16 protein-coding genes and 1 pseudogene are annotated in these 17,372 nt (G+C 73.7%); 8 read left to right on the forward strand and 9 right to left on the reverse strand.

Annotation, left to right across the window (positions count from 1 at the left end; translation table 11 throughout):
* Positions 1 to 120 precede the first annotated feature (120 nt).
* Positions 121 to 1,398, reverse strand: coding sequence for a deoxyguanosinetriphosphate triphosphohydrolase (locus ACIQNG_RS28865; protein ID WP_401489069.1), 1,278 nt, complete (start codon positions 1,396 to 1,398; stop codon positions 121 to 123).
* A 1-nt stretch (position 1,399) separates the two neighbouring features.
* On the reverse strand, positions 1,400 to 2,281 hold the full coding sequence (locus ACIQNG_RS28870; protein WP_401489071.1) for a sirohydrochlorin chelatase: 882 nt from the start codon (positions 2,279 to 2,281) through the stop codon (positions 1,400 to 1,402).
* A 256-nt stretch (positions 2,282 to 2,537) separates the two neighbouring features.
* Between ACIQNG_RS28870 and ACIQNG_RS28875 the strand changes: the two genes are divergently transcribed.
* A complete protein-coding gene (locus ACIQNG_RS28875) occupies positions 2,538 to 3,230 on the forward strand; it encodes a vancomycin high temperature exclusion protein (RefSeq protein ID WP_401430270.1) in 693 nt (230 codons plus the stop codon).
* Positions 3,231 to 3,344: 114 nt separating this feature from the next.
* The gene (locus ACIQNG_RS28880) at positions 3,345 to 5,453 is read left to right on the forward strand and encodes a molybdopterin oxidoreductase family protein (protein WP_401489072.1); all 2,109 of its coding nucleotides are present in this window, start codon (positions 3,345 to 3,347) and stop codon (positions 5,451 to 5,453) included.
* A gap of 265 nt (positions 5,454 to 5,718) precedes the next feature.
* Here the strand turns inward: ACIQNG_RS28880 and ACIQNG_RS28885 are convergent, their stop codons facing one another.
* Together ACIQNG_RS28885 and ACIQNG_RS28890 are read right to left on the reverse strand one after the other, a co-directional pair.
* Positions 5,719 to 6,162: a gamma-glutamylcyclotransferase family protein gene (locus ACIQNG_RS28885; protein ID WP_401489073.1), complete on the reverse strand. Its 444-nt coding sequence runs from the start codon at positions 6,160 to 6,162 to the stop codon at positions 5,719 to 5,721.
* A gap of 43 nt (positions 6,163 to 6,205) precedes the next feature.
* Entirely contained in the window at positions 6,206 to 6,805 is a 600-nt protein-coding gene (locus ACIQNG_RS28890) for an NADPH-dependent FMN reductase (RefSeq protein WP_401489075.1), read from the reverse strand.
* Positions 6,806 to 7,192: 387 nt separating this feature from the next.
* Here ACIQNG_RS28890 and ACIQNG_RS28895 point away from each other — a divergent pair, with 387 nt between their 5' ends.
* Positions 7,193 to 7,726, forward strand: coding sequence for a hypothetical protein (locus ACIQNG_RS28895; protein ID WP_401430278.1), 534 nt, complete (start codon positions 7,193 to 7,195; stop codon positions 7,724 to 7,726).
* 169 nt (positions 7,727 to 7,895) lie between these two features.
* Complete coding sequence (locus tag ACIQNG_RS28900; RefSeq protein ID WP_401489077.1) at positions 7,896 to 8,519, forward strand: class F sortase; 624 nt, start codon at positions 7,896 to 7,898, stop codon at positions 8,517 to 8,519.
* 69 nt (positions 8,520 to 8,588) lie between these two features.
* On the opposite strand, the gene ACIQNG_RS28905 is transcribed toward ACIQNG_RS28900, so the two are convergent.
* Positions 8,589 to 8,945, reverse strand: a complete 357-nt coding sequence (locus tag ACIQNG_RS28905) for a winged helix-turn-helix transcriptional regulator (protein WP_401489079.1) — start codon at positions 8,943 to 8,945, stop codon at positions 8,589 to 8,591.
* Between the two features lie 222 nt (positions 8,946 to 9,167).
* Between ACIQNG_RS28905 and ACIQNG_RS28910 the strand changes: the two genes are divergently transcribed.
* On the forward strand, positions 9,168 to 10,016 hold the full coding sequence (locus ACIQNG_RS28910; protein WP_401489097.1) for an NAD(P)-dependent oxidoreductase: 849 nt from the start codon (positions 9,168 to 9,170) through the stop codon (positions 10,014 to 10,016).
* Positions 10,017 to 10,144: 128 nt separating this feature from the next.
* On the opposite strand, the gene ACIQNG_RS28915 is transcribed toward ACIQNG_RS28910, so the two are convergent.
* The 3 genes from ACIQNG_RS28915 to ACIQNG_RS28925 form a co-directional block, all read right to left on the reverse strand.
* Complete coding sequence (locus ACIQNG_RS28915; protein ID WP_401430284.1) at positions 10,145 to 10,927, reverse strand: sulfite exporter TauE/SafE family protein; 783 nt, start codon at positions 10,925 to 10,927, stop codon at positions 10,145 to 10,147.
* A gap of 131 nt (positions 10,928 to 11,058) precedes the next feature.
* The gene (locus ACIQNG_RS28920) at positions 11,059 to 11,511 is read right to left on the reverse strand and encodes a hypothetical protein (protein WP_401430286.1); all 453 of its coding nucleotides are present in this window, start codon (positions 11,509 to 11,511) and stop codon (positions 11,059 to 11,061) included.
* On the reverse strand, positions 11,508 to 12,158 hold the full coding sequence (locus tag ACIQNG_RS28925; protein WP_401489081.1) for an ABC transporter substrate-binding protein: 651 nt from the start codon (positions 12,156 to 12,158) through the stop codon (positions 11,508 to 11,510). The genes ACIQNG_RS28920 and ACIQNG_RS28925 overlap by 4 nt, the downstream gene beginning before the upstream one ends.
* Positions 12,159 to 12,586: 428 nt before the next feature.
* On the opposite strand from ACIQNG_RS28925, the gene ACIQNG_RS28930 reads away from it, so the two are divergent.
* From ACIQNG_RS28930 to nirD, 3 genes are all read left to right on the forward strand, one after another.
* Positions 12,587 to 13,909, forward strand: coding sequence for an NAD(P)/FAD-dependent oxidoreductase (locus ACIQNG_RS28930; protein ID WP_401489083.1), 1,323 nt, complete (start codon positions 12,587 to 12,589; stop codon positions 13,907 to 13,909).
* An 84-nt stretch (positions 13,910 to 13,993) separates the two neighbouring features.
* The gene (gene nirB / locus ACIQNG_RS28935; RefSeq protein ID WP_401489085.1) at positions 13,994 to 16,624 is read left to right on the forward strand and encodes a nitrite reductase large subunit NirB; all 2,631 of its coding nucleotides are present in this window, start codon (positions 13,994 to 13,996) and stop codon (positions 16,622 to 16,624) included.
* Entirely contained in the window at positions 16,621 to 17,052 is a 432-nt protein-coding gene (gene nirD, locus ACIQNG_RS28940) for a nitrite reductase small subunit NirD (RefSeq protein ID WP_401489087.1), read from the forward strand. The genes nirB and nirD overlap by 4 nt, the downstream gene beginning before the upstream one ends.
* 127 nt (positions 17,053 to 17,179) lie before the next feature.
* On the opposite strand, the pseudogene ACIQNG_RS28945 reads toward nirD, so the two are convergent.
* Positions 17,180 to 17,372, reverse strand: a pseudogene (locus tag ACIQNG_RS28945) (hypothetical protein); the annotation flags it as partial.

The following is a 17,372-nucleotide window of genomic DNA, read 5'->3' on the forward strand; positions in this document are numbered from 1 at the left end:
GCCGCCAGGAGCGAGCGTCCCGCACGGAGCGTGATGGGGGAAGAGGGGGTGACCCGATCAGGCCACGCAGGGTCACCTTCGGGTGCCTTCGGCCCCCTCGCGGTGACGTACGGTCACTCGTCATCCTCCGCCGCGGACCGTCAGCCGGTGGTGCAGGGCGCGCGCCGACGCGTCGGTGAGCGAGGCGATCTGGTCCACGATCACCCGCTTGCGCGCCCGGTCGTCGTCCGCGGTGTCGAACAGGGCCCGGAACTGGGGGTCCAGGCCGTCGGGGGCGCGGGCGGTGAGCGCCTCGGCGAGTTCGCCGACCACGACCCGCTGGTCGGCGCGCAGCCGGGCCTGTTCGTCGCGCTGCATGACGTACCGGTCGGCGACCGCCTTGAGCACCGCGCACTCCAGCCGGGCCGCGCGCGGTACGACGAGTTCCGCGGTGTACCGGGTGAGCCGGCCGGGGCCGTACGTCTGCCGGGTGGCGCTCTCGGCGGCCAGGCAGAAGCGGCCGATGAGCTGGCTGGTGGCGTCCTTGAGGCGGGCCTGGGCGACCGCGGAGCCGTCGTAGCCGTGCGGCCACCAGGGGGTGTCGAGCAGCCGGTCGAGGGCGGCGGCGAGTTCGGCGGGGTCGGTGTCGGCCGGGACGTAGCGGCCCACGGCCACCTCGAAGATCGCTTTGCGTTCGGGTTCGGCGTGCAGGCAGTTGGGGTCGATGTGCCCGGCGTGCAGTCCGTCCTCGACGTCGTGCACCGAGTACGCCACGTCGTCCGACCAGTCCATGACCTGGGCCTCGAAGCAGATGCGGGTGGCGGGGGCGCCCTCGCGGACCCAGTCGAAGACGGGGCGGTCGTCGTCGTAGACGCCGAACTTCACGGACTCCGGGTCGCTGGGGTGGGCGCCGCGGGGCCAGGGGTACTTGGTGGCGGCGTCCAGGGCGGCGCGGGTGAGGTTGAGGCCGACGGAGCCGTCCGGGGTGAACCGCTTGGGCTCGATCCGGGTGAGCAGTCTGAGGGACTGGGCGTTGCCCTCGAAGCCGCCGCAGTCCTCGGCGAACGCGTTGAGGGCGGCCTCGCCGTTGTGTCCGAAGGGGGGATGGCCGAGGTCGTGGCTGAGGCAGGCCGCCTCCACGAGGTCCGGGTCGCAGCCGAGGGCCGCGCCGAGTTCCCGGCCGACCTGGGCGCACTCCAGGGAGTGGGTGAGGCGGGTGCGGGGGCTGGGGTCCCATGCCTGGGAGGTGCCGCCGGGGGTGACGACCTGGGTCTTCCCGGCGAGCCTTCGCAGCGCCGCGGAGTGCAGGATGCGGGCGCGGTCGCGTTGGAAGGCGGTGCGGCCGGGGCGTTTGTCGGGTTCGGGGGCGTAGCGCGCGGTGGCGTCGGCGGGATAGGGGTGGTGCTCGGTGCCTTCCATGTCATTGACAGTAAGCGGCTCCGGTGGGGTCGTGTCGCACCGGTCCGTGGGCCGGGATCGCTTCCCGGTAGCGCTCCAGGATCAGCCGGGCCATCGCGGGGTGGGTGCCCAGTGGCGCCGAGGCCGCCCCCGGGAAGTGGTTCGCGCACTGTCCGGCGAGCCGGCCCGGGGCCGTGAAGTACGAGGCGAGGGCGGCACGGGGGCGGCCCAGCGCCGTGAGGGCCGTGACGGCCTCCGGGATCGTGGGGCGGGCCGCGGAGGCGTAGGCGGGCAGGACGGGGACGCCCAGGCGGGCGGAGAGGAGGTGGGCCGCCCGGGTGGTGTCCGCCGCCGACCCGGGGGCCAGGGAGCCCGCCGCCGCGAGGACCACCCCGGCCGTACGGCGCTCCCGTTCCGTCAGGTGGACGGGCCAGCCCGCCTCGGTCAGTCGGGTGTGGAGGGCGTCGGTCAGGAGGGGGTGGGGGCCGAGGGGGGCGGCGACGGTCGTACGGGGGCGGGGTGTGCGGGGTGTGCCGGGGCGGGCCGCCGCTGTCTCGGGGAGGTCGCGGGTCACGTGGTGGCCCCGGCCGAGCAGGAGGGGGACGAGGACCGCCTCCTCCGTGTCGCCGAGGGCAGCGAGGGTGTCGGGGAGCAGGGGGGCGTTGAGTTCGAGGTGGCCCAGGTGGACCCGGAGGGCGGGGCGCAGGGCGCGGACCTGGGCGGCGAGGGCCCGGACCGTGGCGAGCGCGCGGGGGTCGCGGCTGCCGTGGGCCACGAGGACCAGGGCGGGGTCGGGGGCGGGGTCGGGCCCAGGGCCCGGGTGGGGGGCGGGGTCGGGGTCCGGGGCGGGGGCGGGGCCCGGGGCGGGGGCGGAGCCGCAGTCGGGGCCCGGGTCGGGGTTCATGTGGTGATCCTGGTCCGGGGAGGTTGCGCGGCCGTTGCCTGACCGTCACGGGTCTTTGCCGGGGGTTCACCGGGGGCGGGGTGGTGGTGTGAGAACGGGGGTGTCGGGGGTGGCTGGTCGGTGCGGGGGGCGGGAACCTTGGGCGGTGGTGGGGGCGTTCTTCTTGGCGAGGGGTGAGGACGGGCGGGGACGGGAGGGGGGCCTGGTGAGGGCGGGGACGGGGTTTCGGCGGGTGGGACCGCGGCTGCGAGCGCGGATGCGACGGCCTACGTGGCTCCGGCGACCGCGGCTGCCGCGGACCACGGCGGGGAAGCGGCGGCTGACGCAGGTCGTGATGGCCCTGTGCGTGGTGGCGCTGCTGCCGGCCACCTGGCTGCGGCTCGGTACGGACGGGCAGATGCGCACCGTCGGTGACGCGCCCCGCACCGACGTGGCCGTGGTGTTCGGCGCGGGGCTGCGGTGGGACGGGGAGCCGTCGCGGTATCTGGCGCACCGGCTGGACGCGGCGGCCGAGTTGTACCGGGCGGGGAAGGTCAAGGTCGTGCTGGTCACGGGCGACAACAGCCGTGAGGAGTACGACGAGCCGGACGCCATGCGCGCCTATCTGTCCCGGCAGGGCGTGCCGGACACCAGGATCGTCAGCGACTACGCCGGGTTCGACAGCTGGGACTCCTGCGTCCGGGCCAAGGAGATCTTCGGGGTGGACGAGGCCGTGCTGATCAGCCAGGACTTCCACATACGCAGAGCGGTGGCGCTGTGCGAGGCCGCGGGCGTGGAGTCGTACGGGGTCGGGGTCGCCGAGCGGCGGGACGGGACCTGGTACTACGGCGGGGTCCGGGAGGTCCTCGCGGCGGGCAAGGCGGCGGCCGACGTGGTGTTCCGGCCGGACCCGACGTTCCTCGGGCCCCGGGAGGAGGGGGTGGAGCAGGCGCTGGCCGCCGCGGAGTGAGACCGGGTGGCCGTCGACCTCACGGGCCGTCCGGCCGGGTGGGGAGAGCGTCGTCCCGGCCGTGTAACGCGGGCCGGTCACGGCCTGTAACACCGGCCGCCGACGCTGAGCGGTATGAACAGCGCCGGCGCGGTGACGCCCACCCACTGTCCGTACTGCGCCCTCCAGTGCGGGATGGGGCTCACGCCCGTGGCGGGCGGTGGGGTCGAGGTGGTGGAGCGGGCCGACTTCCCGGTGAACCGGGGCGCGCTGTGCGGCAAGGGGCGTACGGCGCCCGCGGTGCTGGCGTCCGGGGTGCGGCTGGACTCGCCGCTGGTGCGGGAGGGCGGGGTGCTGGTCCCGGCGTCGTGGGAGAGCGCGCTGGACCGGATCGCGGGGGCGCTGGGCGGGATCCGGGCGGCGCACGGCGCGGACGCGGTGGGGGTGTTCGGCGGGGGCGGGCTGACCAACGAGAAGGCGTACGCGCTGGGCAAGTTCGCGCGGGTGGTGCTGGGCACCTCACAGATCGACTACAACGGGCGGTTCTGCATGTCCTCGGCCGCGGCGGCGGGGACGAGGGCGTTCGGGCTGGACCGGGGGCTGCCGTTCCCGCTGGAGGACGTCCCGAGGACCGGGTGTCTGATCCTCGTCGGGTCGAACCTGGCCGAGACCATGCCGCCCGCCCTGCGCTATCTGACCGAACTGAGGGCCAACGGCGGCACGCTCGTGGTGATCGACCCGCGCCGCACCCGGACCGCCGAACAGGCCGATCTCCATCTCGCGCCCCGGCCGGGCACGGATCTGGCGCTCGCGCTGGGGCTGCTGCACCTGGTGGTGGCGGAGGGACGTACGGACGAGGCGTACATCCGGGAGCGGACGGTCGGTTGGGCGCAGGCGCGGGCCGCGGCGATGGAGTTCTGGCCGGAGTACGTGGAGCGGATCACCGGGGTGCCGGTGCCCCGGCTGCGGGAGGCGGCGCGGATGTTCTGCGCGCCCGAGGCGGCGATGGTGCTGACCGCGCGGGGGCCCGAGCAGCAGTCCAAGGGCACGGACACGGTCGGCGCGTGGATCAATCTCTGTCTCGCGACCGGGCGGGCCGGACGGCCGCTGTCCGGATACGGCTGTCTGACGGGGCAGGGCAACGGCCAGGGCGGACGGGAGCACGGGCAGAAGGCGGACCAGTTGCCCGGCTACCGCAAGCTGGACGACCCGGCGGCGCGGCGGCATGTCGCCGGGGTGTGGGGCGTGGACCCGGACTCCCTCCCCGGGCCGGGGCGCAGCGCGTACGAACTGCTGAACGCGCTCGGCACCGACCTCCGCGCCCTGCTGCTGATGGGCTCCAACCCGGTGGTGTCGGCGCCGCGGGCCGCGCATGTGGAGGAGCGGATCAGGTCGTTGGAGTTCCTCGCGGTGTGCGATGTGGTGCTGTCGGAGACGGCGGCGCTCGCCGATGTCGTCCTGCCGGTCACCCAGTGGGCGGAGGAGAGCGGGACCACGACCAGTCTGGAGGGCAGGGTGCTGCTGCGGCGGCGGGCCGTCGCTCCGCCGCGGGGGGTGCGCAGCGATCTGGAGGTGCTGCACGGACTGGCCGCCCGGCTGGGGGTGGGGAAGGGGTTCCCGGTCGATCCGGAGGAGGTCTTCGAGGAGTTGCGCCGGGCGAGCGCGGGCGGGGCGGCGGACTACTCCGGGATCACCTACCGGCGGCTCGCGGAGGAGGGGGGAGTCTTCTGGCCGTGTCCCGCCAGCGAGGCGGGCGGGGAGGGTGGGGAGGGTGAGGGTGTCCCTCATCCCGGGACGCCACGGCTCTTTCTCGACCGGTTCGCCACGGTGGACGGGCAGGCGCGGTTCGTGGCCGTGTCGCACCGGGCGGGTGCCGAGGAGCCGGACGCCGAGTATCCGGTGCTGCTGACGACGGGCCGGGTGGTGGCGCAGTACCAGTCGGGGGCGCAGACCCGGCGGGTTCCCGAGCTGAACGCGGCGGCGCCGGGGCCGTTCGTGGAGTTGCATCCCCGGCTGGCGGCCCGGGTGGGCGTGGCCGAGGGGGAGCCGGTGGCGGTGGTGTCCCGGCGGGGGCGCGCGGTGGCACCGGCCCGGATCACCTCCGCCATCCGGCCCGACACGGTGTTCATGCCCTTCCACTGGCCGGGCGAGGGCCGCGCCAATACCCTGACCAACCCGGCGCTGGACCCGACATCCGGAATGCCGGAGTTCAAGGCGTGCGCGGTGCGGGTGGAGGGCGCCTGACCCGCCCGGGAGGGGGCGCTGACCCGACCGGGAGGGGGGCGTCTGACCCGGGGCCGGGAGGGGGCGCCTGACCCGACCGGGAGGGGGCGGGGCGCGGGTTGTCTCTCGCCGTTGCCGGTTCGGCTTTCGCCGTCCCCGGTTCGGTCCTCGCCGCCCCCGGTTCGACCCTCGGCGTCCCCGGTTCGACCCTCGGCGTCCCCGGTTCGACCCTCGGCGTCCCCGGTTCGGCCCTCGGCGTCCCCGAGCCGCCTTTCGGCGTCCTCGGTCATCCCTCGGCGTACCCGGGGTGCCTCTCGCCGCCCCGGGTTCGCCAGTCGCCATTGGTGATGCGGGTGCCGCGGGTGCGTAGGCTCGCGGCGACGGGCGGGGCGGCGAAGTAGACCCAGGCGCGGACCGCGGTGCCGTCGGTCTCGCGGGTCACTTCGCACACGGCCCGCTCGTAGAGGCTGCGGGGGTCGCCGGGGACGTACTCCTCCAGTTCGTCCAGGGTGGTCAGCAGGGCCTCGTAGGCGTCCGGGAGGGCGGTGACCAGGTCGCCGCGGACCACTCCGCCGGGTTCCGGGACGGCGTACGGATAGCCGGGGCCGTCGTAGAGGACCGCGCCGGTGAGGCGGGCGGGTTCCTCCGCGCCGGTGCGTCCCCGCAGGAAGGCGTCGTGGTTGGGCTCGCCGGGGCGGAGGGTGCCGTAGACGAAGAACGGGAGGGTCACGGACGGGATTGTCCCTCGCCCCCCTGTGCGTACGGGCGGCGGGTCATCCCTGGTAGGGGGTGGTGTGGCGGGCCTCGCGCAACGCCCTCCCCCACCACACGAGCTGATCGAGCATCGCCTTGGCGGCGGCGTCGGCGTCGGCCGGGTCCTTCAGGCGGCCCGCGTCGTCGAAGGAGGCCCCGGCGTTGTGGAAGGAGACCGAGTCGCGGACCGTGACGGCGTGCAGTTCGGCGAAGACCTGGCGCAGATGCTCCACCGCCCGCAGACCGCCCGAGCGTCCGCCGTAGGAGACGAGGGCGACGGGCTTGGCCTGCCATTCGTCGTAGTGCCAGTCGATGAGGTTCTTCAGTCCGGCCGGGAACGAGTGGTTGTACTCGGGGGTCAGGACGATGAAAGCGTCCGCCACCGCCAGCCGCGGGGTGACCTGGTCGAGTGCGGCGGTGGCCTCGGGGGTGGACGCCATGCTGGTGGGCAGGTGCACTTCGGCGACGTCCACGGTCCGGGGCTCCAGGTCCACGCGGGCGCGCAGCCGGTCCAGCAGCCAGGAGGCGACGACCGGGCCGAAGCGGCCGTGCCGGTTGCTGCCGACGACGACGGTGACGGCGAGCGGGGCCGGTGCGGTGGCGGGGGTCCGACCGGTCATGGGGTGTTCTCGGGTCTCTGTGGTCATGGGGCAAGAGGCTGGCACCTCAAGATTGGTTGAGGTCAAGCGGGCGGGGGCGCCCGTGCCTCGGTCACCCGTTCGTCCCCTCCCGGCCGCCCTTCGGCTCCCATTTGGCTCCTCGGGCCGTCCCGTTTCCCCCAGTTCCCCGTCGGCCGCCCGGCCCCTCCCCGTGACCTGCTGAAACGTCCCGCGCCTCGGCCTGCGGACCGCATCAGCGCCACCCGTTCATCCCACATCGGGCCGATTCCTCGACAAGCGCGCGCATGCTGTCGGCCGTTTCCTCGGAAGGGCAGGGGCGCGTTCGACATCCACAGCGGCACAGAAGTGCCGCGGGCCGTCGCCCCGTGGAAGCTCAAAGGAGCCCCGATGCGACGTACCGCCCGGCTGCTCGCCGCCGGAGCGCTGGCCGCCACCGGCGTGGCCGGCCTCGCCGCCCCCGCGTACGGCGGCGGGACGAACCCGGCCACCGGAGTGCTGGAGGTGTCGCCGGGCACCGTGGCACCCGGCGACCATGTCACCGCGAGCACGGGCGCCTGCGGCGGGGCCGGGACCGCGGACGGCGACGCCGGCGCGGTGGGCGCCGGACGGTTCACCCTGGCGCCCAGCGCGGACGAGGGCAACGCGATCGGCCAGTTCCGGGTGCCGCCCAGCGCGCAGCCGGGGACGTACGAGATCGTCGCGCGGTGCCTGGACGGGCGGCGGGAGGCGCTGGGCGACCTGGTGGTCGCGCTGACGCCGGCCCATGGACAGGTCTATCCGCGCGGAAGTGTGAAGACGGGGGTCGGCGGCGCCCTGGGCCCCGACCCCGTACAGACCGCGGCCGGTGTGACGGCGCTCGCCGTCGCCGCCGCGGGCGGTACCTGGCTCCTGCATCGCCGGGCGAGAGGCGACGGGATGTGACGGACACCCTCCGCTGTCCGTCCGCCGGTACCGCAGACCCCCACCCCTCCGGGTCCGACGCCCCTCGCGGCCCGGAGGGGTGAGGGGGCCGACCGGGCGGGCCGCCAGAGAGACCGAAGAGACCGAGGCGGAGGGGTCCGTCGGGGACCGGGCCTGGAGAGGGGTCGTCATGCGTACCGTGGGGGACTCCGCGATAGCCGGGGTCACCGTCGTCGCGCTCTGCGCGGGCGTCTGGCTGCTGAGCGGCACGGGGCCCGCGGCACCGCCGCCGCAGCCGTCCGCCGCCGAGGCGGCCCGCTCCGCCCCTGTCGTGCCGGGGGCCGCCGCGCCCGCACTGCCACCGTCCCCGCCGGACCGGGTGCGTATCGCGTCGATCGGCGTGGACGCCCCGCTGATGGGCCTCGGCCTCACCACGAGCGGCAGCCTGGACGTACCGCCCGCCGAGCGGAAGAACCTGGCGGGGTGGTACGAGGCCGGCGCCCAGCCCGGCGAGACCGGCACCGCCGTCGTCGCCGGGCATGTCGACAACGCGAAGGGTCCCGCCGTCTTCTACCGGCTCGGCGCGCTCAAGCGGGGCAGCCGGATCGAGGTGGACCGGCGGGACGGCACGGTCGCCGAGTTCACGGTGGACGCCGTGGAGGTCTACGACACGGACGCGTTCCCCGACCGGAAGGTGTACGGCGCCGCCGACCGGCCCGAACTGCGGGTGATCACCTGCGGCGGCGGCTACTCGCGGGACACCGGCTACCAAGGGAACGTGGTGGTGTTCGCCCATCTGACGGGCAGCCACTGATCCGACGGACGTCATTGTCCTGACGGGCGCCACCGGACGGACCGGGCACCCGTCATGGCGACCGCGGGGTCACGGCGACAGCACCGGCTCCGGTGTCTCCAGTCCCAGCACCTGGCTGCGCCCCCACTGCCCCAGCGGGAGCAGCGCCTCGTTCAGCGAGGTGCCGCGCTCGGTGAGCGAGTACTCGACCCGCGGCGGCACCTCGTCGTACTCCTCGCGGTGCACGATCCCGTCCGCCTCAAGCTCCCGCAACTGCGCGGCCAGCACCTTCTCGGTCACCCCGGGCAGCCCCCGGCGCAGTTCACCGAACCGGTGGGGCCGCTCGTCCAGCGCCCAGAGGATGAGCACCTTCCACTTGCCGCCGATCACATCCATCGCGGCGTCGATCCCGCAGACGTACGCTCCCGGCCGTCGCATGCTCGGCATTTCAGGCCGCCCCTTCCGTCGACTCCGTCGTCACGTCACCCAGCAGGACGCTTACCTTGAGGTAACCGCCCACTCCAAAGTACGTACTTGAGCGGGGACGTCCCTACGACGAGCCTAAACGTCATGAACGACACGACGTCTTCCCCCGCCACCTCCCTCTCTTCTTCCTCTTCTTCCTCTTCTTCCTCCCGTACCCCCGTCACTCTCCTCGGCGCCGGGGCCATGGGTACCGCCCTGGCCCGTGCCTGGCTGGCCGCCGGTCACCCGGTGACCGTCTGGAACCGCACCGCCGCCCGCGCCGAGGCCCTCGCCGCCGACGGAGCGAAGGTCGCCGCGAGCGCCGCCGAGGCCGTGGCGGCGAACCGGCTGGTCGTGGTCTGCCTGCTCGACGACGCCTCCGTCGGGGAGGCCCTCGACGGCACCGACCTCACCGGCCGCGACGTGGTCAACCTGACCACCGGCACCCCGGCCGACGGCCGTACCCGCGCCACCTGGGTCCAGGAGCGCGGCGCACGTTTCCTGGACGCCGGGATCATGGCCGTACCGCCGATGATCGGGAACCCCGAGTCGGGCGGCTATGTCTTCTACAGCGGTTCGTCCGCGCTGTTCGAGGAGCACCGGGAGACCCTCGCGGTGCCGGGCGGCACCACGTACGTGGGTGAGGACCCCGGTTTCGCAGCGCTGCACGACATCGCGCTGCTGAGCGGGCTGGACGGGCTGTTCAGCGGGGTGCTGCACGCCTTCGCGCTGCTGCGCCGGGAGGACATCGCGCCGACGGAGTTCGCGCCGCTGCTGATCGACTGGCTCGTGGCGATGGCGCCGTTCGCGTCCGGCGTGGCGGAGCAGTTGGAGAGCGGCGACTACCGCGAGGGCGTGGTCTCCAACCTCGCCATGATGGTGGCGGGCAACGCGACCATGCGCCGCACCGCCGAGGAGCAGGGCGTCAGCACCGAGCTGTTCACGCCGATCTGGCGGCTGATGGAGCAGCGGCTGGCCGAGGGCCACCCGGACGAGGGCGCCACCGGTGTGGTGGACCTGCTGGTCAGGCGGGGCGCCGGGCAGAGCGTGTAGCGCATGGGCCCGGTAGACCGCGGGGCGCGGGGCTCGCGGTCCGGCGGAGCGCTGGGCGGAGCGTCGGGGTCGGGGGGTCGGGGGGTCGGGGGGGTCGGGGGGGTCGGGGGGTCGGCCGAGGGGAACGGCTACGCGAGCCACTGCTCGTACGCCATGTTCGCCACGAGCGCGAACACCACCGTCAGCAGTACGACCCGGACGAACCCGCTGCCCTTCTTCAGCGCGGTGTGCGCGCCGAGCATGCCACCGGCGAGGTTGAAGACCGCCATCAGGGCGGCGAGTTGCCACAGCACCGCGCCCTGCCAGGCGAACATGGCGAGGGCGCCGGCGTTGGTGCAGCAGTTCACGATCTTCGCGGTGGCCGAGGCGGTCACCAGGTCGAGGTGGAGCACGGCGGTCAGGGCGAGGACCAGGAAGGTGCCGGTGCCGGGCCCCACCAGACCGTCGTAGAAGCCGATGCCGAGACCGGCGAGGCCGATCGCGGCGAAGACCCGGCGGCGGGTGACGGGGCCGGGCGCCGGGGCCGCGCCGAAGGCGGGCTTGAGGATCACGAAGGCGGCGACGCCGAGCAGTACCACCATGATGACCGGCTTGAGCACCTCGGTGCTCATCCCGGCCGCGAAGAAGGCACCGCCCGAGGATCCGGCGAGCGCGGCGAGTCCGATCCGGACGGCGGTGCCGACCTCCACGGGCGCCTTGCGGGCGTACGTGATCGCGGCGCCCGTGGTGCCGACGATAGCGACCGCCTTGTTGGTGCCGAGGGCGTGCGCGGCCGGGGTCGAGCCGGGGAGCCCGAGCAGCAGGGCGGGCAGCAGCAGGAGCCCTCCACCACCGACCACGGCGTCGATCCAGCCCGCCGCGAGGGCGGCGATGCACAGGACGGCCAGCATGGTCAGCGATATGTCGGGCATGATCGCGACCTTAGGTTCGGGGTGTGTGTGGCGTCCACGTACCTGAGCGTCATCTGAGGTTCCGTGCCGGTCTCGGGCCCGCTCGGCCGCTCGGCCTGCTCGGGCTCCGTCCGCTCGGCCTGCTCCGTCCGCTAGGGAGCGACGAAGGTTCTGATCACCGACCGGTAGCGTTCGACCTCGGCGCGGTCGCGGAGGAACTCACGGAAGCCGGCGAGTCGGCTGTTGTATGTGTTGATGTGCTTCCAGCCGGCGGCGGGCGTGGCGTCGCGGCGCGTGGGCCACTGCAAGCCGGCGCTCTGTCGCGCCACCGTCATCTGCCACGCGAGGTAGAGCTTCGCCGCTGCCGGATGGCGCGCCTTGCGGAAGATCGCCGCCGTCTGCGGCCAGCTCATGAACTGGTCGGTCCGTGGCACGACGTAGCGAAGGGGCTGCCCCGGGACGGGCGCCAACGACGCGATGTGGGCGAGAGTCGCCGTCCGCTGCCCGCTGATCAGCGACGCCGAGGTCGCGCCCGCGTTGGCGACGATCAGTGGCCGCTGCTCCATGAACTGCTCCATGTAGCGCAGACCGTATTTCTGCGTCACCAGGTAGAACGCGAACAGGATACGTCTTCCGCGGTCGGGTCCGGAATCACGATCTTGTCGCGGAACGCGGGTGCCAGAAAGTCACTGGCGTCCCTGGGCGCCTCGGCATCGGAGAGAAGGGTGCTGTTGCTGACGCGGCCGAACGAACGGACCATGATGCCGATATAGGTGTCGTCGGGGTCCCGGTACTGCGGAAACACCGCTGGTGCGCCCGGCGGGCGGTACGGCAGGAGTGCGTTCTGGGATTTCCAGTGGTCGAAATCGTACAGGGTCTGTATCTGAATGAGGTCCGGTTCCAGACCGCCCAGGGCCAATTGCCGATTGACCAGGGCACTTTGCACCGGACTGTAGCGGACGGTGAAAACGGCGTCGATTCCGGGGAAGGCGGCGACGAACGCGTCACGCGTCCTGTCCTCCTGGTTGGGGGAACTGCCGCCGGCCCAGACGACAAGCTTGCCGCCCTCGTCCAGCGCGTCCTGGTACAACTTCTGCACATACTGGGCGGCATCACCGTCGACCGCCGACGCCGCGGCGAAGGCGCCCCTGTGCGCGAATGCCGAGGCGCCCACGCCTATCGCGCCGGCGGCGGCGTACTTGAGGACGGAGCGTCGCCCGGTGCCACGCGTCACCGGATCAGGACTCGTCAATGGACTCTCCCTTGGATCTTGCCGTGCGGCCCTGGCGAATAGGGGCATCATCGGGTTGACGTGTCTACCTTGCCACGGCATTGCCGAACTGAGGGTTTTCGACAGGTTCTTGATAGGGAACGCGATCCCGGGCCGCCGTCCGCATTCGAGGAATGCTATTCCGCCAGGACTCGCGCAGGGCAAGGACTCACGTATGGCCCGGCCCAGGTCAAGGTCCGGGTCCGGGTCCGGGTCCGGGTCCGGGTCCGGGCTCGGGCTCGGGCTCGGGTCCAGGTTCGGGCCCGGGTCCGGGTCCGGGTCCGGGCTCGGAGATGCCCTGGTGGGGGCCGTGTCCTCACATCCACCCCCCGTCCCCGCTGAGCGCAGCGTTCCGCGCGGGAAACAGGGGGGATGCGGCCGGGTAACACCCGCCGCGCACGCTGCCGTGCATGACCTCGAATGCGCGTGTGGTGGTGATCGGCGCCGGACTCGCGGGCGCCCGGCTCGCCCGCCGCCTGGGCGAACTGGGCCGGCCCGCGCTGCTCGTCGGCGAGGAGCGGCACCGGCCGTACAACCGGGTGCTGCTCGCCGAGGTGCTGGCGGGGCGGTACCCGCCGGAAGTGATCGGCGTCCCCTCCGGCGGGGCGCCGACCCGCGCCCGGGTCATCGGCATCGACCGCCGCACCCGTACGGTGCGCTGCGCCGACGGCACGCCGATCCCGTACGACACCCTGGTCCTGGCCACCGGCTCCAACCCGGTGCTGCCGCCGCTGCGCGGTCTGTTCACGGGCGCCGCGCCCGAACTGCCGGACGGGGTGCACGCGTTCCGGACCATGGACGACTGTCTGGGCCTGTCCCGGGCGTTGCGGCCGGGGGTGCGGGCGGTCGTCATCGGCGGCGGGCTGCTCGGTGTCTCCGCCGCCCGCGCACTGGCCGTACGCGGTGCCCGAGTGGTGCTCGTCCAGCAGGCCGAGCGGCTCATGGAACGCCATCTCGACCCCGGCGCCTCCGCCCTCGTCCGGCGCCATCTGACGGGGCTGGGCGTCGAAGTGCACACCGAGTGCCGGGTGCGGGGTGTGCGGGTCGCCGCCGGGGCGGACGGCGGCGCGAGGACCGTAGAGGCGGTCGAACTGGCCGACGGGTACGCGCTCGACACCGACCTCGTGGTGCTGGCCTGCGGGGTGCAGCCGCGCGTGGGGCTCGCCGAGGACGCCGGGCTGGCCGTGCGCCAGGGCGTCCTCGTGGACGACGCGCTGCGGACGTCCGACCCGCGCATCCACGCGATCGGCGACTGCGCCCGGCACGACGGCACCCTCTACGGACTCGCCGCCCCCGCCCTGGAGCAGGCGGACACCCTCGCCCGACTCCTCGCGGGTGACGGGACGGCCCGGTACACGGGCACCCGCGCGCTGACCCGGCTGACCCTGACCGGCGAGGCACCCGCCCCTGTTCCCCCCTTCGGCCCCGGCCCCGGCCCCGGCCCCGGACCCGGACTCGGACCCGGTGCGGGGCCCGATCTCGACCTCGCCGCGTTCGGTGACCCCGTCCCCCTCCCCGGCGACGACGTCGTCCAGCTCACCGACGCCACCCGGGGCACGTACCGCAAGGTCGTCGTCCGCGCCGACCGGCTGGTGGGCGGGGTGCTGGTCGGCGAACTCGGCAGCGTCGGCGCGCTCGCCCGCGCGTGGGAGGGGACGGAGCCGCTTCCCGAGGAAGGCCCGCTGCTCCATCTGCTCACCCATGGAACCCACGAGGGAGGCCCACATGACTGAGGCCCGCACCACCAAGGCCCACAGGGCTGAGGCCCGTACGACGAAGGCCCCTATGGCGATGGCCCGTACGACGGAGGCCCGTGCATGACCGGCAGTTCGGGGGCCATCCCCACGATCGTGCTCGTCGGCCACGGCATGGTCGGCCAGCGCTTCCTGGAGGCGCTCGCCGAGCGCGGACCCGTCGGCAGCCACCGGGTGGTCGTGCTCGGTGAGGAGCCGCGTCCGGCGTACGACCGGGTCGGGCTCACCTCGTACTTCTCCGGCCGGACTCCGGAACAACTCTCCCTGACCGAGCCGGAGTTCATCGCGCGGCACGGTATCGAGCTGAGGACCGGGGACCCGGTCGAGTCGGTCGACCGGACGGCCAGGACCGTGACCACCCGCTCGGGGCTCACCGTCGCCTACGACACCCTCGTCCTGGCCACCGGCTCCTCCCCCTTCGTGCCGCCGGTCCCCGGCAAGGACGCCGAGGGCTGTTTCGTGTACCGCACGATCGAGGACCTGCTGGCGATCGAGGCGTACGCGCGGGCCGGGGCCCGGGTCGGCGCGGTGGTCGGCGGCGGGCTGCTCGGCCTGGAGGCGGCGGGCGCGCTCCAGGGGCTCGGACTGGACACGCACATCGTGGAGTTCGCGCCCCGGCTGATGCCGGTCCAGGTGGACGAGGGCGGCGGGGCGGCCCTGCTGCGCACCGTCGAGGGCATGGGGCTGACCGTCCACACCGGCACGGGCACCCAGGAGATCGTCACGGACGCGGCGGGCGCGGTGACGGGCATGAGACTGTCCGACGGCGGTGAACTCGCCGTCGATCTGGTGGTGTTCAGCGCCGGTGTCCGGCCCCGCGACGCACTGGCCCGCGCCTGCGGACTCGCGGTCGGTGAACGCGGTGGCGTCGCGGTGGACGAACAGTGCCGTACGGTCACCGATCCCCATGTGTTCGCGATCGGCGAGTGCGCGCTGGCGGCGGACGGCCGGGTGTACGGGCTGGTGGCGCCGGGCTACGAGCAGGCGGAGACGGCGGCGGCGACGATCGCGGCGGCCGGTGCGCGGTCCGGCCCGGCGACCGTGTCCTTCACCGGCGCCGACCTCTCCACCAAGCTGAAGCTGCTGGGGGTGGACGTGGCGTCCTTCGGCGACGCGCACGGCACGGCCGACGACTGTCTGGACGTGGTGTACTCCGACTCCCGCTCGGGCCTGTACAAGAAGCTGGTCATGGGCCGGGACGGCACCCTGCTCGGCGGCGTCCTGGTGGGCGACGCCGACGCCTACGGCACCCTGCGCGCCCTCACCGGCTCGGTCCCGCCGGTCGCCGCCGAGTCCCTGGTGCTGCCGGCCGGCGCGGGCGGCGGCGACCGCCTCGGCCCCTCCGCCCTCCCGGACGACGCGGTCGTCTGCTCCTGCCACAACGTCACCAAGGGCACGGTCCGGTGCGCGGTGACCGACCACGGGTGCGTCTCCGTCGCCGAGGTGCAGAAGCGCACCCGGGCCGGCACCGGCTGCGGCAGTTGCGTCAAGATGCTGGGCCGGCTGGTCGGCGCCGAACGGGAGGCGGGCGGCGCCGAGGTGGACCAGGGCCTGTGCGGCTGCTTCCCGCAGACCCGCGAGGAGTTGTACGAGATCGTCCTCGCCCTGCGGATCACCACCCACCGCGAACTGCTCGACCGCCACGGCCGGGAGAACGCGCGCGGCGGTGAGGGCTGCGAGGTCTGCAAACCGGCCGTCGGCTCGCTCATCGCCTCCCTCGCCCCCGCGATCGGCGCGAGCGGCTACGTCCTGGACGGCGAACAGGCGGCCCTCCAGGACAGCAACGACCACTTCCTCGCCAACCTCCAGCGGAACGGCTCGTACTCCGTCGTCCCCCGCGTGCCCGGCGGCGAGATCACCCCGGAGAAGCTGATCGTCCTCGGCGAGATCGCCCGGGACTTCGGCCTCTACACCAAGATCACCGGCGGTCAGCGGATCGACCTGTTCGGTGCGCGGGTGGAGCAACTCCCGCTGATCTGGACCCGGTTGGTGGACGCGGGCTTCGAGTCGGGGCACGCGTACGGCAAGGCGCTGCGCACGGTGAAGTCCTGTGTGGGTGAGACCTGGTGCCGGTACGGCGTCCAGGACTCGGTGCGGATGGCGATCGACCTGGAGCTTCGCTACCGGGGGCTGCGCGCGCCGCACAAGCTCAAGTCGGCGGTGTCGGGCTGTGCCCGTGAGTGCGCGGAGGCCCGGTCGAAGGACTTCGGGGTGATCGCGACGGCGAGCGGCTGGAATCTGTACGTCGGCGGCAACGGGGGCGCGTCCCCGCGCCACGCGGACCTGCTGGCCCAGGATCTGTCCGACGCCGGGCTGATCCGGCTGATCGACCGCTTCCTGATGTTCTACATCCGTACGGCGGACCGGCTGGAGCGCACCTCGGCCTGGCTGGAGCGGCTGCCCGGCGGCCTGGACCACGTACGGGACGTGGTGGTGCGGGACTCCCTCGGCATCGGTGACGAGCTGGAGCGGCTGATGGCCGCCCATGTGACCCACTACCGCGACGAGTGGGCCGAGACCATCGCCGATCCCGAGCGGCTGGCCCGTTTCGTGTCCTTCGTGAACGCGCCCGACACCCCCGACCCGGTCGTCGGTTTCGTCCCCGAACGCGACCAGATCAAGCCCGACCTCCCCCTGCTGGCGATCGGCCCGCGCCCCGCGGGCCCCGTCCTGGAAGGAACCGCCCAGCGATGACCGCCACCCCCGCAACAACCGCCACCCCTGGAACGACCGGCACCCCTGGAACGACCGCTCCCGCGCCCGGCGCCACGGACCCGGTCGGCCCGGTGGTGGTGCAGATCCGGCTGGCCGGCGACGTCTGGTCCACCCTCTGCGCCCTGGACCGGCTGCTGCCCGGCCGGGGTGTGGCGGCCCTGCTGCCGGACGGCGAGCAGGTGGCCCTGTTCCGTGATCGCGCCGACCGGCTCCACGCCATCGACAACCGTGATCCGTTCAGCGGCGCGGCGGTCCTCTCCCGCGGTCTGACCGGCAGCCACGAGGGCCGCCCGTTCGTCGCGTCCCCCCTGCTGAAGCAGCGGTTCGACCTGGAGTCGGGGCGGTGTCTGGACGAGGAGGGGGTGGCGGTGCGGGTGTATCCGGTACGGGCGGTACCGACGACCTGAGGGCGGCCCCGCCCGCCGTGCCCGAAGGAACCCGGCCGCGTGCCCGAAGGGCCAAGCCCACCGTGCCCGAAGGGCCAAGCCCGCCGTACCCGAAGGGCCAAGCCCACCGTGCCCGAAGGGGCAGGCTCTAGGGGGTGTCCGCAATGTCGGTGGGGAGCCAGAGTCGTAGGCAGGCGAGGGTGGTCAGGGCTTTGTAGTGGCGGGCTCGTTTGTCGTAGCGGGTGGCGAGGGCTTTGTTCTGCTTGAGCTTGTTGAAGCAGCGTTCGACGACGTTGCGGCGTCGGTAGGCGGTGCGGTCGAGGTGGCAGAGTGTCTCCCCG

Source organism: Streptomyces sp. NPDC091377, assembly GCF_044757045.1.
Lineage (GTDB): Bacteria > Actinomycetota > Actinomycetes > Streptomycetales > Streptomycetaceae > Streptomyces.